Annotated in this window: 21 protein-coding genes; 12 read left to right on the top strand and 9 right to left on the bottom strand. The window is 60.3% G+C overall.

What is annotated here, in order from left to right:
* The first annotated feature begins 8 nt into the window (after window positions 1-8).
* From pcaH to pcaC, 6 genes are all read left to right on the top strand, one after another.
* Entirely contained in the window at window positions 9-713 is a 705-nt protein-coding gene (gene pcaH, locus EAH74_RS08010) for a protocatechuate 3,4-dioxygenase subunit beta (RefSeq protein WP_140677517.1), read from the top strand.
* A gap of 1 nt (window position 714) precedes the next feature.
* Window positions 715-1,281, top strand: a complete 567-nt coding sequence (pcaG, locus tag EAH74_RS08005) for a protocatechuate 3,4-dioxygenase subunit alpha (RefSeq protein WP_140677515.1) — start codon at window positions 715-717, stop codon at window positions 1,279-1,281.
* 198 nt (window positions 1,282-1,479) lie between these two features.
* Window positions 1,480-2,784, top strand: a complete 1,305-nt coding sequence (locus EAH74_RS07995; protein WP_140677512.1) for an MFS family transporter — start codon at window positions 1,480-1,482, stop codon at window positions 2,782-2,784.
* A gap of 45 nt (window positions 2,785-2,829) precedes the next feature.
* On the top strand, window positions 2,830-4,194 hold the full coding sequence (locus EAH74_RS07990) for a 3-carboxy-cis,cis-muconate cycloisomerase (RefSeq protein WP_140677511.1): 1,365 nt from the start codon (window positions 2,830-2,832) through the stop codon (window positions 4,192-4,194).
* An 11-nt stretch (window positions 4,195-4,205) separates the two neighbouring features.
* Entirely contained in the window at window positions 4,206-5,012 is an 807-nt protein-coding gene (pcaD, locus tag EAH74_RS07985) for a 3-oxoadipate enol-lactonase (protein WP_140677509.1), read from the top strand.
* A 10-nt stretch (window positions 5,013-5,022) separates the two neighbouring features.
* Window positions 5,023-5,415: a 4-carboxymuconolactone decarboxylase gene (gene pcaC / locus EAH74_RS07980; RefSeq protein WP_033060940.1), complete on the top strand. Its 393-nt coding sequence runs from the start codon at window positions 5,023-5,025 to the stop codon at window positions 5,413-5,415.
* 151 nt (window positions 5,416-5,566) lie between these two features.
* On the opposite strand, the gene EAH74_RS07975 is transcribed toward pcaC, so the two are convergent.
* The 4 genes from EAH74_RS07975 to EAH74_RS07955 all read right to left on the bottom strand — a co-directional run bounded on the left by EAH74_RS07975 (window position 5,567) and on the right by EAH74_RS07955 (window position 13,049).
* Complete coding sequence (locus EAH74_RS07975) at window positions 5,567-6,826, bottom strand: OprD family porin (protein ID WP_140677507.1); 1,260 nt, start codon at window positions 6,824-6,826, stop codon at window positions 5,567-5,569.
* A 440-nt stretch (window positions 6,827-7,266) separates the two neighbouring features.
* Window positions 7,267-8,727, bottom strand: a complete 1,461-nt coding sequence (gene emhC, locus EAH74_RS07965) for an efflux RND transporter outer membrane subunit EmhC (protein WP_140677505.1) — start codon at window positions 8,725-8,727, stop codon at window positions 7,267-7,269.
* A complete protein-coding gene (gene emhB / locus EAH74_RS07960) occupies window positions 8,724-11,888 on the bottom strand; it encodes an efflux RND transporter permease subunit EmhB (RefSeq protein WP_140677503.1) in 3,165 nt (1,054 codons plus the stop codon). The genes emhC and emhB overlap by 4 nt, the downstream gene beginning before the upstream one ends.
* A 3-nt stretch (window positions 11,889-11,891) precedes the next feature.
* Window positions 11,892-13,049 (bottom strand): efflux RND transporter periplasmic adaptor subunit, encoded by a 1,158-nt coding sequence (locus EAH74_RS07955; RefSeq protein WP_140677501.1) that lies wholly within the window; start codon window positions 13,047-13,049, stop codon window positions 11,892-11,894.
* A 265-nt stretch (window positions 13,050-13,314) separates the two neighbouring features.
* Here EAH74_RS07955 and emhR point away from each other — a divergent pair, with 265 nt between their 5' ends.
* Window positions 13,315-13,947, top strand: a complete 633-nt coding sequence (gene emhR, locus EAH74_RS07950; RefSeq protein ID WP_140677499.1) for an efflux system transcriptional repressor EmhR — start codon at window positions 13,315-13,317, stop codon at window positions 13,945-13,947.
* A 218-nt stretch (window positions 13,948-14,165) separates the two neighbouring features.
* On the opposite strand, the gene EAH74_RS07945 is transcribed toward emhR, so the two are convergent.
* Genes EAH74_RS07945 through EAH74_RS07935 form a run of 3 tightly spaced genes read right to left on the bottom strand, consistent with a single transcriptional unit; the run spans window position 14,166 to window position 16,739 of the window.
* Window positions 14,166-15,215 (bottom strand): alkene reductase, encoded by a 1,050-nt coding sequence (locus EAH74_RS07945; protein WP_123366857.1) that lies wholly within the window; start codon window positions 15,213-15,215, stop codon window positions 14,166-14,168.
* Window positions 15,216-15,235: 20 nt separating this feature from the next.
* Window positions 15,236-16,402, bottom strand: a complete 1,167-nt coding sequence (locus EAH74_RS07940) for an MFS transporter (RefSeq protein WP_123366856.1) — start codon at window positions 16,400-16,402, stop codon at window positions 15,236-15,238.
* A gap of 34 nt (window positions 16,403-16,436) precedes the next feature.
* Complete coding sequence (locus tag EAH74_RS07935; protein WP_007983055.1) at window positions 16,437-16,739, bottom strand: ArsR/SmtB family transcription factor; 303 nt, start codon at window positions 16,737-16,739, stop codon at window positions 16,437-16,439.
* 171 nt (window positions 16,740-16,910) lie between these two features.
* Between EAH74_RS07935 and EAH74_RS07930 the strand changes: the two genes are divergently transcribed.
* A complete protein-coding gene (locus EAH74_RS07930; protein WP_140677497.1) occupies window positions 16,911-17,483 on the top strand; it encodes an ACP phosphodiesterase in 573 nt (190 codons plus the stop codon).
* An 80-nt stretch (window positions 17,484-17,563) separates the two neighbouring features.
* Here EAH74_RS07930 and EAH74_RS07925 read toward each other — a convergent pair whose 3' ends face one another.
* Window positions 17,564-18,358: a lysophospholipid acyltransferase family protein gene (locus tag EAH74_RS07925; RefSeq protein WP_140677495.1), complete on the bottom strand. Its 795-nt coding sequence runs from the start codon at window positions 18,356-18,358 to the stop codon at window positions 17,564-17,566.
* Window positions 18,358-19,113: an L-ornithine N(alpha)-acyltransferase gene (olsB, locus tag EAH74_RS07920; protein WP_140677493.1), complete on the bottom strand. Its 756-nt coding sequence runs from the start codon at window positions 19,111-19,113 to the stop codon at window positions 18,358-18,360. Before olsB ends, EAH74_RS07925 begins: the two co-directional genes overlap by 1 nt.
* A gap of 154 nt (window positions 19,114-19,267) precedes the next feature.
* On the opposite strand from olsB, the gene EAH74_RS07915 reads away from it, so the two are divergent.
* The 4 genes from EAH74_RS07915 to EAH74_RS07900 all read left to right on the top strand — a co-directional run bounded on the left by EAH74_RS07915 (window position 19,268) and on the right by EAH74_RS07900 (window position 23,213).
* Window positions 19,268-20,155 carry an acyl-CoA dehydrogenase family protein gene (locus EAH74_RS07915; protein ID WP_140677491.1) on the top strand — a complete coding sequence of 296 codons (888 nt, stop codon included), beginning with the start codon at window positions 19,268-19,270 and terminating at the stop codon, window positions 20,153-20,155.
* A gap of 155 nt (window positions 20,156-20,310) precedes the next feature.
* Window positions 20,311-21,405 carry a serine hydrolase domain-containing protein gene (locus tag EAH74_RS07910; RefSeq protein ID WP_140677489.1) on the top strand — a complete coding sequence of 365 codons (1,095 nt, stop codon included), beginning with the start codon at window positions 20,311-20,313 and terminating at the stop codon, window positions 21,403-21,405.
* The gene (locus tag EAH74_RS07905) at window positions 21,402-21,731 is read left to right on the top strand and encodes an amidase (protein WP_140677487.1); all 330 of its coding nucleotides are present in this window, start codon (window positions 21,402-21,404) and stop codon (window positions 21,729-21,731) included. Before EAH74_RS07910 ends, EAH74_RS07905 begins: the two co-directional genes overlap by 4 nt.
* 306 nt (window positions 21,732-22,037) lie before the next feature.
* Window positions 22,038-23,213 carry a M20 aminoacylase family protein gene (locus EAH74_RS07900; protein WP_140677486.1) on the top strand — a complete coding sequence of 392 codons (1,176 nt, stop codon included), beginning with the start codon at window positions 22,038-22,040 and terminating at the stop codon, window positions 23,211-23,213.
* Window positions 23,214-23,220: the final 7 nt, after the last annotated feature.

Below are 23,220 nucleotides of genomic sequence, written 5' to 3'. Positions count from 1 at the left end.
AATGCTCCATGACTGACAAGCCTGGTTACCGCCGCCCGCAGGAAGGCACTCAGCCGGAATATCTGCACCTGGCGTATCAATCCACTAACCGTCGCTCGCCGTCCAAGCCGTTGGTGTTTTTGCCCCATTCGCTGTCGGAAATTACCGGTCCGACCATCGGTGCCGAGCGCATCCAAGCGCAGGACAACGACCTGACCGCCCAGCACAAGGGTGAGCCACTGGGTGAGCGCATCATTATCCATGGCCGCGTGCTGGATGAAGATGGTTTGCCGGTGCCGGGGATTCTGGTGGAGATCTGGCAGGCCAACGCCGCCGGTCGCTACAACCATGACCGCGACCTGCACGATGCACCGCTGGACCCGAATTTCACCGGTACCGGCCGCACCGTGACCGACGCTGATGGCTGGTACCAATTCCAGACCATCAAACCCGGCGCCTATCCGTGGGGCAACCACCACAACGCGTGGCGCCCGGCGCACATCCATTTCTCACTGTTCGGGCCGAGCATTCTGACGCGCCTGGTCACGCAGATGTACTTCCCGGGCGATCCATTGCTGGCGTATGACCCGATCTACAACTGCGTACCGGACACCAGCGCCAAAGAGCGTTTGATCGCCAGTTTCGACCTGGAAAAAACCATACCTTCCTATGCCCTCGGTTATCGCTGGGACATCGTCTTGCGCGGCCGTGAAGCCACGCCGATGGAGAAATAAGATGACGCTGAACGCGACCACATCCCACACCGTCGGGCCGTATTACCACATTGGTTTGACCTGGTTGAACCGCGAAGACCTGACGGTCGAACAAACCCTGGGCGAGCGCGTGGCGATCACCGGGCAAGTCATCGATGGCAACGGCGACGTCGTCAACGATGCGATGCTGGAAGTCTGGCAAGCCAACGCCGCCGGCAAGTATGACCACCCCGAAGACGATCAGGACAAACCCCTGGACCCGAACTTCGAAGGGTTTGGCCGGGTGCCGGTGGATGCGCAAGGGCGCTTTCGTTTCACCACGATCAAGCCGGGCACGGTAGAAGGCTTGAAAGGCACGACTCAGGCGCCGCATCTGGTGGTGCTGGTGTTTGCTCGCGGGTTGGTGAAGCACTTGCTGACGCGGATTTACTTTGATGGCGAACCGGCCAACGTGGCGGATCCGCTGCTGGAATGTGTGCCGTCTGAACGCCGCCATACCTTGCTGGCCAAGACTGATACGTCGGGTGTTTACCAGTGGAATGTGATTTTGCAGGGCACTGATGCAGAGACGGTGTTCTTCGACTATTGAGTGAGCACCGCTAACCTTGTGGGAGCGAGCCTGCTCGCGAAGGCGTCGTATCAGCCACCATCAATGTTGCCTGTGCCGACGCTTTCGCGAGCAGGCTCGCTCCCACAGGGACTGTGTTGCGCTCAGGTAATGCATTTGTGGAACGGGGCTGTTGCAAAGTGTGTCTAGACTCTGACAGTCCCCATTGAGTAAAAAACAATGACAACTAACACCTCTACTACAGCGCACTACACCGGCGAAGAGCGCAGTAAACGGATCTTCGCGATTGTCGGCGCCTCGTCCGGCAACCTCGTCGAATGGTTCGACTTCTACGTCTACGCTTTTTCCGCGATCTATTTTGCCCCGGCCTTTTTTCCTTCAGATAACCCGACTGTACAGTTGGTCAACACGGCTGGCGTCTTCGCCGCCGGGTTCCTGATGCGGCCCATAGGTGGCTGGATCTTTGGCCGTGTCGCGGACAAGCACGGACGCAAGAATTCGATGATGATTTCGATTCTGATGATGTGCTTCGGTTCGTTGCTCATCGCCTGCCTGCCGACTTACAAGGACATCGGTGTCTGGGCGCCGATCATGCTGTTGTTCGCCCGCTTGATCCAGGGCCTGTCGGTGGGCGGTGAGTACGGCACCACCGCGACCTACATGAGTGAAGTTGCCCTCAAGGGCCAGCGCGGTTTCTTCGCCTCGTTCCAGTACGTGACGCTGATCGGTGGGCAATTGCTGGCGGTGTCGCTGGTGGTGATCCTGCAACAGTTCCTCACTGAGGATGATTTGCGCGCCTATGGCTGGCGGATCCCGTTTGTCGTCGGTGCGTTGGCGGCGTTGATTTCGCTGTTCCTGCGCCGTTCGCTCAAGGAAACCACCAGCAAGGAAATGCGCGAAAACAAGGACGCCGGCAGCATCCGTGCGCTGTTCCGCGACCACAAAGCTGCGTTCATTACCGTGCTCGGTTACACCGCCGGTGGCTCGCTGATTTTCTATACGTTCACCACGTACATGCAGAAGTACCTGGTAAACACCGCCGGCATGCAGGCCAAGACCGCTAGCTACATCATGACCGGCGCCCTGTTCCTTTATATGTGCATGCAGCCGCTGTTCGGCATGCTCGCGGACAAGATCGGCCGACGTAACTCGATGCTGTGGTTCGGCGCTCTGGGGACGTTGTTCACCGTGCCGATCCTGCTGAGCCTGAAAAGCGTCAGCAGTCCGTTTCTGGCGTTTGTGCTGATTACTGTAGCGCTGGCGATCGTCAGTTTTTACACCTCCATCAGTGGCCTGGTAAAAGCCGAAATGTTCCCGCCGGAAGTACGCGCCTTGGGCGTCGGCCTGGCGTATGCGGTGGCGAATGCAATCTTCGGCGGTTCGGCCGAGTACGTGGCCCTGAGCCTCAAAGCCGGGGGCATGGAAAACTCCTTCTACTGGTACGTGACGGTGATGATGGCGGTGGCGTTCCTGTTCAGCCTGCGCTTGCCGAAACAGGCGAAGTACTTGCACAACGACCTTTGATCTTTACCCGTGGGCCTGACCGGCCCACGCCTCCAGGGACTGTTTATGAACGAGCGACCGGGCAATCAATTGTTCGATGCCTATTTCACTGCCCGCGACATGCGTGAGGTGTTCTGCGATCAGGGTCGGGTTCAAGCGATGCTTGATTTTGAAGCGGCGCTGGCTCGGGCCGAGGCGCGAGTCGGGCTGATTCCGCAAACGGCTGTCGCGCCGATTGAAGCGTCCTGTCAGGCCGGGCATTACGACTTCGCCGCCCTCGGCGAGGCGATTGCCACGGCCGGCAATTCGGCAATTCCTTTGGTCAAGGCGCTGGGTAAACAGATCGCGGCCAACCATGCCGAAGCCGAGCGCTATGTGCATCTGGGCGCTACCAGCCAGGACGTGATGGACACCGGTCTGGTGTTGCAACTGCGTGGCGCGCTGGCGCTGATCGAAAGCGATCTGGCGCAACTGGGCGAAACGCTGGCGACCCAGGCGTTGCGCTACGTCGCCACACCGCTGGCCGGGCGCACCTGGTTGCAGCACGCGACACCCGTCACCCTCGGCATGAAAATCGCCGGTTGGCTGGGCGCTGTCACTCGCAGCCGTCAACGTCTGCAACAACTCAAACCGCGACTGCTGGTGCTGCAGTTCGGCGGCGCCTCCGGAACCCTCGCGGCCCTCGGCGAGCAGGCGATGCCGATTGCCCAGGCGCTGGCTGAAGAATTGAAACTGACACTGCCGGATCAACCTTGGCACACCCAGCGAGACCGCTTGGTGGAGTTCGGCTCGGTACTGGGATTGATCGCCGGCAGCCTCGGCAAACTGGGCCGTGACATCAGCCTGTTGATGCAGACCGAAGCCGCTGAAGTGTTCGAACCTTCCGCGCCGGGCAAGGGCGGTTCTTCGACCATGCCGCACAAACGCAACCCGGTGGGCGCGGCGGTGTTGATCGGCGCTGCGACTCGCGTACCCGGTTTGCTCTCGACGCTGTTCAGCGCCATGCCTCAAGAACACGAGCGCAGCCTGGGCCTGTGGCATGCCGAGTGGGAAACCCTGCCGGAGATTTGCTGCCTGGTGTCCGGCAGCCTGAAACAAGCGATGCTGGTGGCGGATGGGCTGGAAGTGGACGCCGAGCGCATGGCCCGCAACCTTGATCTGACCCAAGGGCTGGTGCTCGCCGAAGCGGTGAGCATCGTGCTCGCCCAACGGGTCGGCCGCGACACCGCGCACCATTTGCTGGAGCAATGCTGCAAGAGAGCAGTGGCAGAACAACGTCATCTACGAGCGATACTCGGCGACGAGCCGCAAGTGACCGCGGAGCTTTCTGCCGCTGAACTCGATCATCTGCTGGACCCCGCCCATTACCTCGGTCAGGCCCATACCTGGGTCGAGCGAGCGGTGGCTGAACATTCTGCGTTGACTGCCTGAAGGAGATTGCTGTGGCTTTCGTACAACTCGCCGAGGGCGAACTGCACTACCAAATTCAAGGGCCGCAACTCGATGGCCCGGCGGATGCACCGGTGCTGGTGCTGTCCAACTCGCTGGGCACCGACCTGCACATGTGGGACGCGCAGATTGCGGCGTTCACCGAGCATTTCCGGGTGCTGCGTTTCGACACCCGGGGTCATGGCAGATCTCTGGTCACGCCGGGGCCGTACAACATCGAGCAACTAGGTCATGACGTGCTGGCACTGCTGGATGCGTTGCACATCGAACGCGCGCATTTCTGCGGTTTGTCCATGGGTGGGCTGATTGGCCAGTGGCTGGGGATCAACGCGGGTGATCGCCTGAACAAACTGGTGGTGTGCAACACCGCGGCGAAAATCGGTGATCCGTCGGTATGGAACCCGCGCATTGAAACCGTGCTGCGTGACGGTCCGGCCGCCATGGTCGCGCTGCGTGATGCGTCGATTGCGCGCTGGTTCACCGCGGATTTTGCTGAAACCAATCCTGCCGCCGCGAAGAAGATTACTGACATGCTCGCCGCCACCTCGCCTGAAGGCTATGCCGCGAACTGTGCCGCCGTGCGCGATGCCGATTTCCGCGATCAGCTGTCCTCGATCAAGGTGCCGCTGCTGGTCATTGCCGGCACCGAAGACGCGGTCACACCGCCGTCCGGTGGGCACTTCATTCAGGAACATGTGCAGGGCGCCGAGTACGCCGAGTTCTACGCCGCGCACTTGTCCAACGTCCAGGCCGGTGCTGCGTTCAGTGACCGGGTAGTGACGTTTTTGTCAGCTCATTAAGGGGATTGTTGTGGACGAGAAACAACGTTACGACGAAGGCCTGAAAGTCCGCCGCGCAGTGCTCGGCGACGCCCACGTCGACCGCAGCCTGAACGCGCTGACCGAGTTCAACTCGGAGTTTCAGGAGATGATCACCCGTCACGCCTGGGGCGACATCTGGACCCGTCCGGGACTGCCGCGCCACACCCGCAGCCTGATCACCATGGCCATGCTGATCGGCATGAACCGCAATGAAGAGCTCAAACTGCACCTGCGCGCCGCCGCCAACAACGGCGTGACCCGCGGCGAGATCAAGGAAGTGATCATGCAGAGCGCGATCTATTGCGGCATTCCGGCGGCGAATGCGACGTTCCACCTGGCGGAGTCGGTGTGGGATGAGCTTGGCGTCGAATCGCGGGAGTGATTCTGGCGATTTGCGGTGTCTGAGCTGACGCCTTCGCGAGCAGGCTCGCTCCCACAGTTTTCGGCGTGAACGTCAATTTTGTGTTCACTGAAAATCCCTGTGGGAGCCGGGCTTGGTCTGGGCGGCATTCCGACGATGGCGGTGGTGAGGTTTACAACAAACTGATCGGATAGCTGACGATCAACCGGTTTTCATCGAACTCGTTGTTGCTGAAATCCCGGCGAATGGTCGAGTTGCGCCATTTGACGTTGAGGTCTTTGAGCGCGCCGCTCTGCACGGTGTAACCCAGTTCGCTTTCGCGGCCCCATTCCTTGCCGTCGGTGATGGTGCCGGTGTGGACGTTGTCGCCGCTGATGTAGCGGTTCATCAAGGTCAGGCCGGGAATGCCGAGGGCGACGAAGTTGTAGTCATGCCGTACCTGCCAGGATTTTTCTTTCGCATTGTCATAACTGGCGTTGTAACTGTCGTTGGCCAGGGTGCCGCCGCTGGTGCCATTGACCCGCATCCACGCGCTGTCGCCGGTGAGTTTTTGCAGGCCGACATAGAAGGTGTTGCCGCCGTATTTGGCCGAGAACAGGCCTGACCACGTCTTGTTGTCCAACTCGCCGGCCCGGGCGCTGCCGTCATCCTTGCCGTAGAAGAAACCGAGGTTGGCGCCCAGGGTCCAGTCGCCGATGGGCTGGCTGTGGATCAGATTCACGTACTGCTGGCTGTAGATGTCCTTGAGTTCGGCGTTCCACACACCGATCTGGGTGCGCTTCTCGTTAAAGGTGTATTCGCCGCCCTGGAAGTTGAAACGGTCGGAGGTAAATACCGGTTTTCCGGTCATCGACATGTCGCTCATGCTGCTGTCGTCGCGCGGGCTGTTGGCGCGGAACTGGCCGCCGTAGAGCGTCAGGCCGTTGATTTCCTTCGAGGTGATCTGGCCACCACGAAACGTTTGCGGCAGGGAACGACCGTCGTCCGAACGCAGGATCGGCAGCACCGGCATCCATTCGCCCACCTTCACTTCGGTCTGCGACAGCTTGGCCTTGAACGCCACGTTGGTGCGACCGAAGTTGTCCGCCGGGCGACCGTCGTGATCCAGCGGCAGCAACTGCGTACCGCCCGTGCCTTTACCACCGTCGAGTTTCACCGAGTACAGGTCCAGCACATCCATGCCGAACCCGACGGTGCCCTGGGTGAATCCGGACTTGGCGTCGAGGATGAAACTTTGTGTCCACTCCTCTGCCTTGCCCTGAGCTTTGGTCGGGTTGGTGAAGTTGCGGTTGATGTAGAAGTTGCGCAGGTTCAGGTTGACCTTGGCACCTTCGACAAAGCCTGACTCCTCGGCCATGGCGGGCAGAGCCGTACTGGCCAGTGCAACGGCGATGAGGCTGGGGAACAAGTATTGAGTATTGGAAGGTGTCATGTGCTCGGGTCTCTCTAATTTTTAGGTGTGAAACGGGGTGCTGCCGCCACCTGGGGGGTGCAGACAAAAATTTGAAATCAGGACAAAAACGAACGGGATCAGCCAGACAGGGCAGGGCGCGGGGGCATGGTGTCGAACCTGTTGTCATTGGTCTTGTGCGACGAATGGTGCGGGGAATGGACTGGATGGTTCAATCGGGAAAAGCGGGTTTTGGGCGATTATCGAACATAAGATTGGCTGGGAATTTGTGTTGTCTGTTCCAGCCTCATCGCGAGCAGGCTCGCTCCCACATTGGTCATTCTGTGCGCATGCGATCTGTGGCAGACACAAATCTCCTGTGGGAGCGAGCTTGCTCGCGATGAGGCCAGTCCTGGCGCCACAACTTTCCCGCAGACAACAAGAAGCCCACCAAAAGGTGGGCTTCTTGTCTTACAGCGCTATCAGAACAACTTCAGCTTCGGCGCTTCTTCTTTCAACGGTTCGTTCTTCGCCGTCTGCTCGTTCCAGCCACCGCCCAGTGCCTTGTACAGATTGACGGCACTGACCAGTTGCGCCAAACGGTCGGTGATCAGTACCTGTTGGGCACTGAACAGCTGACGTTGGGCATCGAGGAAGGTCAGGTTGCTGTCGACACCAATGCGATAGCGACGCTCGGCCAGACGGTAGTAGTCCTGGTTCGCGGTGACGAAATCACGCTGGGCCTGCAACTGATCGGTGTAGGTCTGGCGGGCGGCCAGGCCATCGGCGACTTCCTGGAAGGCCGTTTGAATGGACTTCTCGTAGTTCGCCACGCCGATGTCTTTCTGGATTTTTGAGTAATCCAGGCTGGCGCGCAGGCTGCCGGCGTTGAAGATCGGCAGGTTGATCTGCGGCTGGAACAACCAGGTGCCCGAACCGCCCTTGAACAGACCGGACAAGTCCGGGCTCAGGGTCCCGGCATTGGCGGTCAGGCTGATGCTCGGGAAGAACGCCGCCCGCGCCGCGCCGATGTTGGCGTTTGCCGCTTTCAGGTCGTATTCGGCCTGGAGGATGTCCGGACGACGATGCAGCAAGTCTGATGGCAGACCGGCCGGCACGTCGCTCAGCAGGTCGTCAGCCAATGGTTTGGCCGCTTGCAGGTTGGCCGGGACACCGGTGCCGAGCAGTAGCACCAGGATGTTTTCATCCTGGGCGACTTGACGGGTGTACTTGGCCTGTTGCGCGCGGGCGTTTTCCACCGAGGTACGCGACTGGGCGAGGTCCAGGGCCGAGGCGACACCCACTTCGTTGCTGCGGGCGGTGAGCTTGTAGCTCTCCTCGAACGCACCGAGGGTGTCCTTGGTCAGATTCAGCAGCTCCTTGTCGGCCTGCCAGGTCAGATAGGCATTGGCCACGCTGGCCACCAGGCTGATCTGGGTGCTGCGGCGCGCTTCTTCAGTGGCGAAGTACTTCTGCAGCGCTTCTTCGCTCAGGCTGCGAACCCGACCGAACAGGTCGAGTTCATAGGCGCTGATGCCGACTGTGGCCGAGTAGGAACTGGTGATGTCCGCTTCGCCGGTCTGCGAGGCCCGAGCCGGGACCCGCTGACGGCTGCCGGTGCCGTTGGCCGACACGGCCGGGAACAGATCGGCACGCTGGATGCGGTATTGGGCCGCGAAGGCGTCGATGTTCAGCGCCGCGACACGCAGATCACGGTTGTTTTCCAGGGCGACCTGGATCAGCTGTTGCAGCGCCGGGTCATGGAAAAACTGCTTCCAGCCCTGTTCGGCGGCAGCCTGGGCAGGCGCCTGGGCCGGCGAATACGCCGGGCCTTGCGGGTACTGGCCCGCTACCGGTGCTTCAGGCTGCTGATAATCGGGTATCAGCGAGCAGCCACCGAGCACGAAGGCGGCAACAGCCAGGGAAAGTAGCGACTTGCTCATAAGCCAGCCTCTTTAGAAGGTTCTAGAGCGTCGTCCTGGTCAGCGATTTTGCGCTGCCCCATGGCCGACACGGTGACGAAAAACAGCGGGACCCAGAATATCGCCAATACGGTGGCGGTGATCATACCGCCAATCACTACCGTACCGATGGCGTGCTGGCTACCCGAGCCGGCGCCGGTGGAAATGGCCAGGGGCACGACGCCGAGGACAAACGCCAGGGACGTCATGATGATCGGACGCAAACGCATGCGGCAAGCCTCGATGGCGGCCTCCTGCAAGCTCTTGCCCTGTTCATGCAGGTCTTTGGCGAACTCGACGATCAGAATGGCGTTTTTCGCCGCCAGACCAATGGTGGTCAACAGACCCACCAGGAAGTACACGTCGTTGGACAGACCGCGCAGGCTGGTCGCCATCAAGGCACCGATAATCCCCAGCGGCACCACGAGCACCACCGCAATCGGAATCGACCAGCTTTCATACAACGCGGCCAGACACAGGAACACCATCAGGATCGACAACGCAAACAGCGCCGGCGCCTGCGAACCCGCCAGTCGTTCCTCGTATGACAGGCCGGTCCAGGATATACCAACACCGGCCGGCAGTTTCTGGGCCAGGGCTTCGACTTCGGCCATGGCTTCACCGGTGGAATAGCCGGGTGCCGGGGCACCGAGGATTTCCATCGCCTCTACGCCGTTGTAACGCGACAGCTTCGGCGCACCGTAAATCCACTCACCCTTGGCGAACGCGGAGAATGGAACCATGGTGCCGGCGCTGTTGCGTACGTACCATTTCTTCACGTCTTCAGGACTCATGCGCGCGCCCGGCTGGCCTTGTACGTAAACCTTCTTCACCCGACCGCGGTCGATGAAGTCGTTGACGTAGCTACTGCCCAGGGCAATCGACAGGGTGCTGTTGATGTCGGCGATGGTAATACCCAGGGCACTGGCCTTCTCGTCATCGATTTCCAGTTGGTATTGCGGTTCGTCGTTCAGACCGTTCGGGCGGACCTGCGACAGCACCTTGCTCTGCGCCGCCATGCCGAGGAACTGGTTGCGTGCAGCCATCAGTGCGTCGTGACCGATACCGGCACGGTCTTGCAAGAACACGTCGAAACCGGTGGCGTTACCCAGCTCCAGCACCGCTGGAGGTGCGAACGCAAACACCATGGCGTCACGGAAGGTGAAGAAATGCTGTTGGGCACGGGCCGCGACTTTGAACACGCTGTTGTCGGCGTTACGTTCGTCCCACGGTCGGAGCATGATGAACGCCATACCCGAACTCTGACCACGGCCGGCGAAGTTGAAGCCGGTCACGGTGAACACCGAGGCCACCGCATCACCTTCACCGCCGTCCTTGCCCGGACGCAGCAGGAACTCACGCATCTCGTCCACGACCACTTGCGTGCGTTGGGAACTGGAACCGGCCGGGGTTTGCACCTGGGCAAACAGTACACCTTGGTCTTCTTCCGGCAGGAACGCGGATGGAATACGCAGGAACAACCAGATCATGCCGACGACGATGATCACGTACACCAGCAGATACGGCACCTTGTTGCGCAGAATGTTGCCAACGCCGCGTTCGTAGCTTTTCACGCTACGGTCGAAGTTGCGGTTGAACCAGCCGAAAAATCCGCGTTTCGGGACGCCGTGCTCACCCTTGGGAATCGCTTTGAGCATGGTGGCGCAGAGCGCCGGGGTAAAGATCAGTGCAACCAGTACCGACAGGGCCATGGCCGAGACGATGGTGATCGAGAACTGCTTGTAGATCACACCGGTGGAACCGCCGAAGAATGCCATCGGCAACAGTACCGCCGACAGCACCAGGGCAATACCGACCAGTGCACCCTGGATTTGCCCCATGGATTTCTTGGTGGCTTCCTTGGGTGGCAGGCCTTCTTCACTCATGACCCGTTCGACGTTCTCCACCACGACGATGGCGTCGTCCACCAGCAAACCGATGGCCAGCACCATACCGAACATGGTCAGGGTGTTGATGCTGAAGCCGAACGCCGCGAGGATCCCGAAGGTCCCCAGCAGTACCACGGGCACGGTCATCGTGGTGATGACGGTGGCGCGGAAGTTTTGCAGGAACAGGAACATCACCAGGAACACCAGCACGATCGCTTCGACCAGGGTTTCAACCACACCCTTGATCGACTCGGTCACCACCGGCGTGGTGTCGTAAGGGAATACCACTTCCATCCCTTGCGGGAAGAACGGCTTGAGGGATTCGATGGTCTTGCGCAGGGCTTTTGCAGTGTCGAGGGCGTTGGCACCGTTGGCCAGTTTCACCGCCAGACCGGAGGCTGGGCTGCCGTTGAACTGGGCGCTGATCGAGTAGTTTTCACCGCCCAGACCGACATCCGCCACGTCGCCGACACGCACTTGCGAACCATCCTTGTTGACCTTCAACAGGATCGCCTTGAACTGCTCAGCCGTTTGCAGACGGGTCTTGCCGATGATCGTCGCGTTCAACTGTTGGCCGGCCACGGCAGGCAAGCCACCGAGCTGACCGGACGACACCTGGACGTTCTGCGCGGCGATGGCGGTTTTCACGTCCCCCGGGGTCAGGTTGAAGTTGTTCAACTTGGCCGGATCGAGCCAGATCCGCATTGCGTACTGGGCACCGAAGACCTGGAAGTCACCAACACCGGCGGTCCGCGAGATCGGATCCTGCATGTTCGACACGATGTAGTTGGACAGGTCGTCCTTGGTCATGCTGCCGTCGCGCGACACCACGCCGATCACCATCAGGAAGTTTTTCACTGCCTTGGTCACGCGGATACCCTGTTGCTGCACTTCTTGCGGCAGCAGCGGGGTGGCCAGGTTCAGCTTGTTCTGGACCTGAACCTGCGCGGTATCGGAGTTGGTGCCCTGCTCGAAGGTCGCGGTAATGGTCATGCTGCCGTCGGAGTTACTTTCCGAGGAGACATAACGCAGGTTATCGATACCGTTGAGCTGTTGCTCGATCACTTGCACCACGGTGTCCTGCACGGTTTGTGCGGACGCGCCAGGGTAAGTCACCTGGATCGCAATGGCCGGAGGCGCAATGCTCGGGTATTGGTTGATCGGGAGTTTGAGGATCGATAGAGCCCCGACCAGCATGATCACCAAGGCAATTACCCAGGCGAAAATCGGACGGTCGATAAAAAATCTGGACATGGTTTACTCCCCTTTGCCGCTGGAAGCCTTGTCAGCTACTTTTGCGGGGGCCGGGTTCTTTGCGCCAACGTTTGTCGCCTCAGTGGCTTTGACTTCAATGCCAGGTTTGACGAATTGCAGTCCTTCGGTGATCAGACGATCGCCGGCCTTCAGACCGTCTTCGATCAGCCACTGGCTGCCGACAGTGCGGCTGGCCTTGAGCTGACGCAGTTCGACCTTGTTGTCCGGGCCGACGACCAGCGCGGTCGGGGAGCCTTTGAGGTCACGGGTCACGCCTTGTTGCGGGGCGAGGATCGCCGCGCTGTTCACACCGGCCTGCAATTGGGCGTGTACAAACATGCCTGGCAGCAGGGTGTGGTCAGGGTTCGGGAACACCGCACGCAAGGTCACGGAACCGGTGGTCTGATCCACCGAGACTTCGGAGAACTCGAGTTTGCCTTCCTGTTTGTACTGGCTGCCGTCTTCGAGGGTCAGCTTGACCGCGGCCGCGTTGTCGCCAGATTTTTGCAGACGGCCGCTTTCCAGTTCGCGGCGCAGTTCCAGCAGCTCTACGGAAGACTGGGTCACGTCGACGTAGATTGGGTCCAGTTGCTGAATCACCGCCATCGCTTCGACCTGGCCGCTGGTGACCAGCGCGCCTTCAGTCACGGTCGAGCGGCCGATGCGGCCGGAGAGTGGCGCGTAAACTTTGGTGTAGCGCACATTGATCTGGGCGCTTTGCAGGGCGGCTTCCGATTGCAACCGGTTGGCCAGGGCTGTGTCGTATTCCTGACGGCTTACAGCCTGTTCGCTGACCAGTTGCTTGTAGCGATCCGAAATCGATTTGGTCTGCTGCAGGTTGGCTTCGGCGCTTTTCAGGGTGGCGTCATAGACGGCCGGATCAATCTGATACAGCTGCTGGCCGGCCTTGACGTCGCCGCCTTCCTTGAACAGGCGCTTGAGAATGATGCCGTTGACCTGAGGGCGAACTTCGGCGATGCGGTACGCGCTGGTGCGGCCCGGAAGCTCGGAGGTCAGGGTGAAGGCTTGAGGTTGCAGGGTAACGACGCCGACCTGAGGGGGTGGTGCGGCAGGTGCCGCCTCTTCCTTTTTGCATCCGCTGAGCAGCGATGCCAAGGCGAGGGCGGTGACCAGAGCGGTAACAGCTGGCTTGAATTGCATGAAAATCCTCGGGTCAGGCGCGCAAATTGCGCACTCGAAATGTGGAAAGGTAAAAAATGTGCGCTGAGTGGATAAGTAGCTTGCTAAGGAATATACTTACGTTCATGGTTGTTTGTAAATACCTTGGCCGCGTATCCACACCGTTACAAAAGCCGTTCAAGGGTTCGAATTGTAGGCCGGGGACGACGCCTGAGAGCGATCGCCCCACTTTTATTCAGCTGATGTTCAGACATCGCTGAAGCATCCTGATTGAGGTTGTACTGCCATGGTCCGTCGTACCAAAGAGGAAGCTCAAGAAACCCGCAGCCAGATACTGGAAGCGGCAGAAAAAGCCTTTTACGAAAGGGGCGTGGCGCGCACGACACTGGCGGATATCGCTACCCTGGCCGGGGTCACGCGCGGGGCCATATACTGGCATTTCAGCAACAAGGCGGATTTGGTGCAGGCCATGCTTGATACCCTGCAAGAGCCGCTGGATGAAATGGCCAAGGCCAGTGAAAGCGAAGATGAGCTCGATCCCTTGGGCTGCATGCGCAAGCTGCTGATTCATTTGTTTCATCAAGTTTCTCTGGACCTGAAGACCCGACGCATCAATGAGATTCTGTTTCATAAGTGCGAATTTACCGATGAAATGTGCGACCTGCGCCAGCAGCGCCGAGCGGTCAGCCTTGATTGCAATGTGCGAATCGCCCTGGCCCTGAGTAATGCGATCAATCGGGGACAGTTACCGGAAAGCCTCGATACGGCCCGTGCGGCCATCAGCCTGCATGCGTATATCGATGGCATCCTGTATCAGTGGCTGTTGGCGCCCGACAGTTTTGAATTGCACACTGAAGCCGAGCGTCTGGTCGATACAGGGTTGGACATGCTGCGCTTGAGCCCCAGCCTGCGCAAATGAAACAAAATGCGTAATTGGATCCGGCCATGTCAACATTTGAGGGCGGATGAGGATCATCCCGACGCTCGCCTGATTGCAATGGGTTGCTTTTATATACGTAGGCTCGCCAGGTTGATAGGTAGTGAGCTACCTGATTTGTAGGGATTTTGTGAGTAACCCGGTTGCAAAAAAGCCCCGGCTCTTTCGAGTCGGGGCTTTTGCGTTTCAAGCGGGGACGCTTACAACACCGGGTAGTCGATGTAGCCAACCGCGCCCTTGGAATAAAACAGCTCAGGACGTGGCTCATTCAACGGTGCATCGGCCTTCAAACGTGCCGGCAGGTCCGGGTTGGCAATGAATGGCACGCCGAAGGCCACCGCATCAGCCTTGCCGCTGGCGAGCCAGGCGTTGGCGCTGTCTTTGGTGAAGCGTTCGTTGACGATGTACGGGCCGCCGAACGCTTCCTTCAATTGTGGACCCAGGCTGTCGCCATCTTCTTTCTCGCGGGAGCAGATGAAGGCGATGCCACGTTTGCCCAGTTCGCGAGCGACGTAAGTGAAGGTCTCTGACAAGTTGTCGTCACCCATGTCGTGGGAATCGGCGCGCGGTGCCAGGTGCACACCCACGCGGCCAGCGCCCCAGACTTCAATCGCTGCGTCGGTCACTTCCAGCAACAGGCGAGCACGGTTCTCCAGGGAGCCGCCGTAATTATCGGTGCGCTGGTTGGTGCTGCTTTGCAGGAACTGGTCGAGCAGGTAACCGTTGGCGCCGTGAATTTCCACGCCGTCAAAACCGGCCGCCTTGGCGTTCTCGGCACCGGTGCGGTAGGCGTCTACGATGTCGGCGATCTCAGCGGTTTCCAGAGCGCGCGGGGTTGGGTAGTCGGCCAAAGGACGGACCAGGCTGACATGACCTTTTGGCTGAACGGCGCTGGGTGCAACCGGCGCTTCACCGCCCAGGTACGACTCGTGGGAAACCCGGCCGACGTGCCACAGTTGCAGGAAAATCTTGCCGCCCGCGCCGTGGATCGCTTTGGTCACATTGGCCCAGCCACGCACCTGATCGTTGGACCAGATGCCCGGGGTGTCCGGGTAGCCGACGCCCATTGGCGTGACCGAAGTGGCCTCGCTGAGGATCAGGCCGGCCGAGGCACGTTGTACGTAGTACTCGGCCATCAGTGCGTTTGGCACGCGGCCTTCGTCGGCGCGGCAGCGGGTCAGCGGTGCCATGATGATGCGGTTGGCCAACTCGAGGTCGCCCAGTTTGATCGGATCGAAAATAGTCGTCATGAAGTAAAACCCTCGTGAGGTTAGTGGGTAGCAGGAGCCAGTTCGGGGTTGCCGCTCTGGCGGAAAGTAATCAGGGTCACCAGCAGGGCGAGAACCGCCAGTGCGGCTGCCGCGAGAGGAACGCTGGTCAAGCCGAAACCGTGGGCGATGACGCTGCCGCCGACCCAGGCACCCAGTGCGTTGCCGATATTGAAAGCGCCGATGTTCAGGGTCGACACCAGGTTCGGTGCGGCTTTGCCGTAGGTCACCACGTTCACTTGCAGGGCGGGCACGGCGGCAAAGCACGCGGTGGCCCAGAGGAACAGGGTGATTTCGGTCGGAATCAGCGCAACGCTGGTCCAGGTCAGTACGGTGGAGATCACGGCCATCGAGATAAAGACGCCGATCAACGTTGCGGCCATGCCTTTGTCAGCCAGTTTGCCGCCGATGATGTTGCCGACCGTCAGGCCCAGGCCGATGAGCATCAGGGTCCAGGTCACGCCTTTGGGCGAGACGCCAGTGACATCGCCGAGCAGCGGGGCGACGTAGGTGAACAGGGTGAATACGGAAGCCGCGAACAACGCGGTCATGCTCAACGACAGCCAGATCCCGGCGCCTTTGAGGGCGCGCAGTTCGGCGCGCATGTCGAGTTTCTCTTCATCGCGCTTGGCCGGCAGGAAGCGAATCAGGCCGATCAACGCGATCACACCAATCACGGTCACCGCCCAGAAGGTCGAACGCCAGCCGGCTTCCTGACCGAGCGCGGTGCCCAGCGGAACGCCAAGCACGTTGGCCAGGGTCAGGCCGGTGAACATCAATGCCACGGCTGAAGCCCGCTTGTTCGCCGGCACCAGACCCGCTGCCACCACTGAGCCAATGCCGAAGAACGCACCGTGGCAAAGCGCAGTGACCACACGGGCAAACATCAGCACGTTGTAGTCGGTAGCCATTGCACAGAGCAGGTTGCCGACGATGAAGATGCCCATCAACGCTACCAGTGCGGCTTTGCGTGGCAACCGAGAGGTTGCCAGTGCCATGAATGGCGCACCGATGGCCACGCCCAGGGCGTAACCGGTCACCAGCCAGCCAGCGCCGGGAATCGATACACCGAGGTCCGCCGCCACATCGGGCAACAAGCCCATGATGACGAACTCGGTGGTGCCGATGGCGAAGGCGCTCAAGGCCAGAATGAGTAGCGAGAGGGGCATTGTTGATTCCTTATCGGCGTACTGACGTAAAGGGTCAGAGCTCTTTGCTGAAGGTTTTGAGGAATTCCTGAATGGTTTCCTCATTGCGTTTGAAAAAATGCCACTGGCCGACTTTGCGGCTGCTGATCAGGCCGGCGCGTTGCAGGGTTGCCAGGTGTGCAGACACCGTGGACTGCGACAAACCGCAACGTTGATCAATCTGCCCGGCGCAGACGCCGTGCTCGTTGCTGTGGGACTGGTCGGGGAATTCGACGGTCGGGTCTTTGAGCCAGTGCAGGATTTCTCGCCGTACTGGGTGTGCCAGGGCTTTTATTATTTCGTCGAGATTGATGGTCATGGTGTTGGGCTCGTGATGAGTAAAACGCTATATCGCGATGAAGCGAACTTTAAATCGGTAATTCGCGATATACAAATATAATTTTGGTCTGAGGACCGCTTAATTCGGTATATCGAGTTATAACGATATGATGAGTGTAACGATACAAAGGCGCAGTGCTAAGCTGCGCCCATGAACTATCTCGCACATCTGCACCTTGGTGGCCAGCGCCCCGGTCAATTGCTCGGCAGTCTTTATGGCGATTTCGTCAAAGGGCGGTTGCAAGGGCAGTTCGATCCGGAGATCGAAGCGGCCATTCAGCTGCATCGCAGCATCGATGTCTTTACCGACCGCCATCCGTTGGTGGACGTTTCGTTGTCACGATTTTCCCTGACCCGCAGGCGTTACGCCGGGATCGTGCTCGACGTGTTTTTCGACCATTGCCTGGCCCGGGACTGGACACTCTATTCGGATCAGCCGCTGGAGCAATTCACTTCGGGCGTGTATCGGGTGCTGTCCACCGAGGCGCAATTGCCCGAGCGTCTGGCGCAGATCGCGCCGCACATGGTGGCTAATGACTGGTTGGGTTCATATCGGGAATTTGCGGTGCTTGAGCAAGTGCTGCGAGGGATTTCACGGAGACTGACGCGGCCGGAGGAACTGGCCGCAGCGATGCAGGAATTGCGGGTGTTGTATGAACCGTTGAGCAATGACTTTCGGTTGTTCTATCCGCAGCTTCAGGATTTCGTGGCGCAGCGTGTGTAGCCAGGATCAAAAGATCGCAGCCTTCGGCAGCTCCTACAGAGATCGGCGTAGGAGCTGCCGCAGGCTGCGATCTTTTTCTTTCAGGCAGCGATCAATTCGCCGACACGTCGCGGTTCGGCAGATTTGGCCACTTCACCAAACAACGCCTTCTGCACCGCCTGCTGCGCTTCAAACGCCAGTGCCGCACGCTCGCGACCTTCACACGCGATTGGCTTGAGCAAATGAATCTCCACCTCACCCCGATCATGGGCAAACAAGCGCATCAGGTGCGAGAGCAAATCATCGTCGCCAATGAACGGCGCCAGCGCATCGAGCTCTCCGTCGCGCAGATAACGAATTGCCACCGGCTGCAGCTTCACTTCTGAGTCGATCGCTGCAGACAGCAATCGACCGTGGAAAGTGCGCAACGAACGGCCATCGGTGGTGGTGCCCTCGGGGAACATCAGCAACGGATGTTCCTGCTCCAGATGACGGGTCATCTGTTTGCGAATCAACTGACTGTCGCCCGACCCCCGGCGAATGAACAAGCTGCCAGCCTTGGCCGCCAACCAGCCCGCCACCGGCCAGGTGCGCACTTCGGCCTTGGACAGGAACGACAGCGGCGTGAGCATGCCCAGCAGCGGAATGTCGGTCCAGGACACATGGTTGCTGACCCAGAGCATCGGCGCCTTCGGCAATTCACCGTGCATGGTCACGCGAAAGGGCAGGGCATTGCTCAGGCGTGCCATGAAAAATCGCGACCAGCGCTGGCGACGCACCATCGAATGAGCAATTCCCAAACGCTCGAATAGCCCAAACACTCCAGCCATGCTCAAACCCAGCGCCACCACCACCAACACTCGCGCAATCCGCGCGTACACCCGTAGCCGACTCATCACACGGCCGCCTTGAAGTGCTTGGCATAACGTGGGCAGAGTTCGTCGCGCTTGAGCAGGATGAACACGTCGGCGACCTGGAAGTCTTCGTCCCAGCACGGCTCGCCGCAGATCTTCGCGCCAAGCCGCATGTAGGCCTTGAGCAGCGGTGGCATTTCGGCGATGACATTGGACGGGATGTCTAGGCTCGGCAGCGGTTTTTTCGGTTCCGCCCGCAGGTGTTCCGTACACAGGTAGCGCTCGCGTAGGCGCTGCATGATCGCGTGGGCTTGAATGCCGCCGTCCTGCATCGGGATGCTCGCGCAACCCATTAAGTAGCTGTAGCCGCCCTGGTTCAGCACTTCGGCCAGTTCGCCCCAAAGTACGGCGATAGTGCCGCCGTTGCGGTAGGCCGGGTCGACGCAAGTGCGGCCGATTTCCAGGAGCGGGCCTTTGAGATGGACCAGGCCATGCAGGCTGAATTCTTCTTCGCTGTAGAACTTGCCCAGGCTGCTGGCGGCCGTGTGGTCGAGCAAACGGGTGGTCGCCACCAGACGCCCGGTGTTCAAGTCACGCACGCCGATGTGGGCGCAGTGAACATCATAGTCATCCATGTCCAGACCCAGCTCAGCGCCTTTGAGCTTGGCGTTGAATTCGCCGCTGAACACGTTGAAGCGCAAGGCCTGGGCTTCCTGCAAGGCCTCGGCGCCCACCAGGCGTTCGGCTTGCAGGCGGCGTTCATTGCCGGTGTCGCTGATGCGGGCGATCTGAGTCATTGCGAATCTCCATACGGGCCGGTCACCCGTCTTGGGTAGCAGCCGATCGACTTTCTTTATGCAGCCGTGTTGTGCAAAGTCAGGCTATGTAGCCCCGGTGTCATCGCCATGAAGCTTTGGTGATGCTTATATGACAGCCTTTGAGGAGCCTCTTATGCCCTGGCAAAACCTGCTGCGCCGCCGCGATCGCTTGCCCACCAACCCGGACCTGGCCGAGGGATTCGCGACCTTGTTGCACCAGTTGGGTAACGTCACGCCGTTCGAATTGGCGGTGGCCGGCGGGCGTTTGATGTCGACGCCAGGGCTGGCGTTTCTGGTGGGCTATCAGGCGGCGTTGCGCATGCTCTGGCCGAGCGCGCCGCTGAGCCTCGGCGCCTTGTGCGCGACCGAACAGCGCAGCCTGAAGGTGGCGGACATGCAGACCCGTCTAAGCGATTTGCGTCTGAGCGGGCGCAAGGATTTTGTCACCGCAGGCGATGCTGCCGATTGGCTGCTGATCGCTGCTCGCAGCGAAGCACCTGACGAAAAACCGCATCTGAGTCTGGCGGTGGTTTATCCCGATGAACCGGGCGTGCGTCTGGAGAAGCTTCCGGCGATCCCGTTGATGCCAGACATCAGCCATGGCCGGCTGTTTCTCGATAACGCTCAGTGCGAACTGTTGGCGGGGGATGGCTGGGATGCTTACATCAAACCGTTCCGCACCCTTGAAGACATCTATGTGCTGAGCGCCATGACCGCCTGGCTGTACGGCATCGGTCAGGACAGCGACTGGCCACAAGCCTTGCAACTGCGTTTGCTGGCGCTGCTGGCCGGGTGTGCGGAAGTCAGCCGGCAGGCGCCGAATAATCCGTCTGGGCATGTGTTGCTCGCAGGCTTGTTTGCGCAGTTCGATGGGCTCAAGGCCGAGGTGGCCCAGGCACTGGCCGATGGTCCGCAGCATTGGGCGGCGATGTGGCAACGCGATCAGTCCGTCATGGATTTGGCGGCGGGTGCGCGGGGGAAGCGGTTGGCCAAGGCACTCGCAGGATCGTCAGTGGGCTGACTGGCCCCTTCGCGAGCAGGCCGCTCCCACAAGGGAATGCATTTCAAAGGTGGGAGCGAGCCTGCTCGCGAAGGCGGCTGCATTAATGACACAAATCCCGGAACTGTCATCAAGCGCGACTAGGCTCAGCAGGTCCATACCGCCGAGCCCACACCATGTCCAAAGGCTTGTCCCTGGTTTTTATGCTCCTGCTCAGCCTCACGGTCCACGCCGAATACTGGCCTGCCGAGCAATGGTCAACCGGTCCGACAGTCAGCGGGCCGGCGCTTCAAGCGCTGGAGATTTACGCTTTTGCGCCTCGCGACGACAACGCCCGAAAAGGCATCCGCACCGACGCCTTGCTGGTGATCCGCGACGGTCAACTGATCTACGAACGCTACGCCGGTCCGACCACCGCCGACACCCCGCACCTGACCTGGTCCATCAGTAAAAGCCTGATGGCCACGGTCCTTGGCGTCGCCTATGGCGAAGGTCTGTTCAAGCTCCAGGACCCGGCGCTGAAGTTTTATCCACCGCTGGAAAAACACCCGACGATGACCATGGCCGACCTGCTGCACTGGGCCTCGGGCCTGGACTGGCAGGAAGACTATGAATACGCGCCGTTGAAATCCTCGGTGGTCGCGATGCTCTACACCCGTGGTCACCCGGACATGGCCGCGTTCACCGCCGATCACGGTGAATACGCCAAACCCGGTCAGGCATTCCGTTACTCCAGTGGCGACAGCAATCTATTGTCCGCCGCGCTGAAAAACATCGTCGGCCCGAACCGGTATCCGGACTATCCATGGACTGCTCTGTTCGAACCCTTGGGCATTCGCCACGCCTCCTGGGAAACCGACGCCACGGGGGCATTCGTCGCTTCATCCTATGCCTACCTCACCGCCAGGGATCTGGCTCGAGTCGGGCTGTTGATGGCCCGCGACGGTCGTTGGGGCGAGCGCCAGTTGCTGCCCAAGGACTGGGTTTCTTTCAACCGCGAACCGTTCGCCCGCTATCAAGCCCATCAGGACGACGCCGTACCCGGCGGCCATTGGTGGCTCAATCGAGCAGCGGATGGCGCGGCAAAACCATGGCCCGATGCACCCGCCGACACCTTCGCCGCGCTGGGTCATTGGGGTCAGGCGATGTACGTGATTCCCAGCGAAAACCTGGTGATCGTGCGCTACGGCGATGACCGCGACGGCAGCTACCGGCACAACGATTTGCTCAAACTCGCGCTCAAGGCATTTGCCGCGAAGGTGCAGCCATGAAGCGTCGCAGCTTTGTCCGTCGCCGACCGTTCAGTACGTTGTTGTTGATCCTGTTGATCGCCTTGCTCGGCTGGATCTGGCAGGAGCGCGTGGCGCTGTGGGCGTTCCCGGACATCATCAGCGCCTACACCGCCAAGGAATATTGTTCGTGCCGTTACGTGATGAACAACCCGGCCGAGTACTGCCACGGCTATGTGAAGCAGTGGCTGCCGACCCGTGGCTTTACCGATGACGCCGCCAGCAAGCGCGTCACCGTCAGCGGCATGGGCCGCAACAACAGCGCGCAATGGATCAGCGAGCGCCAAGGCTGCCGCCTGAATCCCTGAACACCACAGTCCTTGTAGCAGCTGGCGAAGCCTGCGTTCGGCGGCGCAGCCGTCGTAAAACCAGGCACCGCGGTATTTCAGCAAACCCGAGTTGGCAGGATTGGCGACTGCTTCGCAGCCGAACGCAGGCTTCGCCAGCTGCTACAAAGGTTGCTGCGTTCTCTGGTTCCACGTGGTGGAACCACATTCGATTGTCCTCGCGCCGAACTCGCGGTTATCTGGCGGTGAGCGCGACCTGCCTTGATGTGTCGCGAAATCACTGCGAACAAAAAGAACGGGAATACACCCGGCCCGAGGACAATCGTCATGACCCGACATCAGCATATTCTTGCCTGGCTCAACGACGTGGCCAGCGACCTGCACGCCACACGCCAGGATATCCACGCCCACCCTGAACTCGGCTTCGAGGAAAACCGCACCTCGGCGCTGGTGGCCAAATCCCTTGAAGATTGGGGTTATGAAGTTCACACCGGGATCGGCAAGACCGGCGTGGTCGGCGTCCTGCGCAACGGCAGCAGTTCACGCAAACTGGGGCTGCGTGCGGACATGGACGCCTTGCCGATCCTCGAGAATACCGGCGCGGCTTACAGCAGTCGGCATCAGGGCTGCATGCACGCCTGCGGTCATGACGGCCACACCACAATGCTGTTGGGCGCCGCGCGCTACCTGGCCGCGACCCGTCAGTTCGACGGCACCCTGACCCTGATTTTCCAGCCCGCCGAAGAAGGTCAGGGCGGCGCCGAAGCGATGCTCGCCGATGGCCTGCTGGAACGGTTTCCCTGCGACGCGCTGTTCGGCATGCACAACATGCCGGGCTTGCCGGCGGGGCATCTGGGCTTCCGTGAAGGGCCGATGATGGCGTCCCAGGATTTGCTCACGGTGGTCATCGAAGGCGTGGGCGGACACGGCTCAATGCCGCATCTGGCGGTGGATCCTCTGGTGGCGGCGGCCAGCGTGGTCATGGCCCTGCAAACCGTGGTTGCGCGCAACATCGACGCGCAGCAGGCCGCCGTGGTGACCGTCGGTGCGTTGCAGGCCGGGGAGGCCGCCAACGTGATTCCGCAACAAGCGATTCTGCGTCTGAGCCTGCGTGCATTGAACGCCGAAGTTCGCCAGAAAACCCTCGACCGCGTGCGCGCGATCATCGAATCCCAGGCCCGCAGCTTCGGTTGCAGTTCGAAAATCGAACATCGCCCGGCTTACCCGGTGCTGGTCAACCACGCCGCTGAAACCGAGTTCGCCCGGCAAGTCGGTGTCGAGTTGCTCGGTGCCGACGCGGTGGATGGCAACACACCCAAACTGATGGGCAGCGAAGACTTTGCCTGGATGCTGCAACGCTGCCCCGGCGCCTATCTGTTCATCGGCAATGGCGTTTCGCGGCCGATGGTCCACAACCCCGCTTACGACTTCAACGACGACATCCTGTTGACCGGCGCGGCGTATTGGGGCGCGCTGACCGAGCGCTGGCTAAAGCCCGCCTGACGATCTC

Source organism: Pseudomonas mandelii (genome assembly GCF_006438925.1).
GTDB classification, from domain to species: domain Bacteria; phylum Pseudomonadota; class Gammaproteobacteria; order Pseudomonadales; family Pseudomonadaceae; genus Aquipseudomonas; species Aquipseudomonas mandelii_C.
The sequence above is the reverse complement of the archived record's forward strand: the minus strand, read 5'-3'. Positions and strand labels throughout refer to the sequence as shown.

What these genes read in the sequence shown, in the direction of transcription:
- EAH74_RS07910 (WP_140677489.1), top strand. Translation starts at nt 20,311, where the DNA reads ATGTCCAAAGGCTTGTCCCTGGTTTTTATGCTCCTGCTCAGCCTCACG.
- EAH74_RS07975 (WP_140677507.1), bottom strand. Translation starts at nt 6,826, where the DNA reads ATGACACCTTCCAATACTCAATACTTGTTCCCCAGCCTCATCGCCGTT.
- EAH74_RS07905 (WP_140677487.1), top strand. Translation starts at nt 21,402, where the DNA reads ATGAAGCGTCGCAGCTTTGTCCGTCGCCGACCGTTCAGTACGTTGTTG.
- EAH74_RS07955 (WP_140677501.1), bottom strand. Translation starts at nt 13,049, where the DNA reads ATGCAATTCAAGCCAGCTGTTACCGCTCTGGTCACCGCCCTCGCCTTG.
- pcaG (WP_140677515.1), top strand. Translation starts at nt 715, where the DNA reads ATGACGCTGAACGCGACCACATCCCACACCGTCGGGCCGTATTACCAC.
- olsB (WP_140677493.1), bottom strand. Translation starts at nt 19,113, where the DNA reads ATGACTCAGATCGCCCGCATCAGCGACACCGGCAATGAACGCCGCCTG.
- EAH74_RS07925 (WP_140677495.1), bottom strand. Translation starts at nt 18,358, where the DNA reads ATGAGTCGGCTACGGGTGTACGCGCGGATTGCGCGAGTGTTGGTGGTG.
- EAH74_RS07930 (WP_140677497.1), top strand. Translation starts at nt 16,911, where the DNA reads ATGAACTATCTCGCACATCTGCACCTTGGTGGCCAGCGCCCCGGTCAA.
- EAH74_RS07995 (WP_140677512.1), top strand. Translation starts at nt 1,480, where the DNA reads ATGACAACTAACACCTCTACTACAGCGCACTACACCGGCGAAGAGCGC.
- EAH74_RS07915 (WP_140677491.1), top strand. Translation starts at nt 19,268, where the DNA reads ATGCCCTGGCAAAACCTGCTGCGCCGCCGCGATCGCTTGCCCACCAAC.
- EAH74_RS07945 (WP_123366857.1), bottom strand. Translation starts at nt 15,215, where the DNA reads ATGACGACTATTTTCGATCCGATCAAACTGGGCGACCTCGAGTTGGCC.
- emhC (WP_140677505.1), bottom strand. Translation starts at nt 8,727, where the DNA reads ATGAGCAAGTCGCTACTTTCCCTGGCTGTTGCCGCCTTCGTGCTCGGT.
- EAH74_RS07935 (WP_007983055.1), bottom strand. Translation starts at nt 16,739, where the DNA reads ATGACCATCAATCTCGACGAAATAATAAAAGCCCTGGCACACCCAGTA.
- EAH74_RS07990 (WP_140677511.1), top strand. Translation starts at nt 2,830, where the DNA reads ATGAACGAGCGACCGGGCAATCAATTGTTCGATGCCTATTTCACTGCC.
- pcaH (WP_140677517.1), top strand. Translation starts at nt 9, where the DNA reads ATGACTGACAAGCCTGGTTACCGCCGCCCGCAGGAAGGCACTCAGCCG.
- emhR (WP_140677499.1), top strand. Translation starts at nt 13,315, where the DNA reads ATGGTCCGTCGTACCAAAGAGGAAGCTCAAGAAACCCGCAGCCAGATA.
- emhB (WP_140677503.1), bottom strand. Translation starts at nt 11,888, where the DNA reads ATGTCCAGATTTTTTATCGACCGTCCGATTTTCGCCTGGGTAATTGCC.
- EAH74_RS07900 (WP_140677486.1), top strand. Translation starts at nt 22,038, where the DNA reads ATGACCCGACATCAGCATATTCTTGCCTGGCTCAACGACGTGGCCAGC.
- EAH74_RS07940 (WP_123366856.1), bottom strand. Translation starts at nt 16,402, where the DNA reads ATGCCCCTCTCGCTACTCATTCTGGCCTTGAGCGCCTTCGCCATCGGC.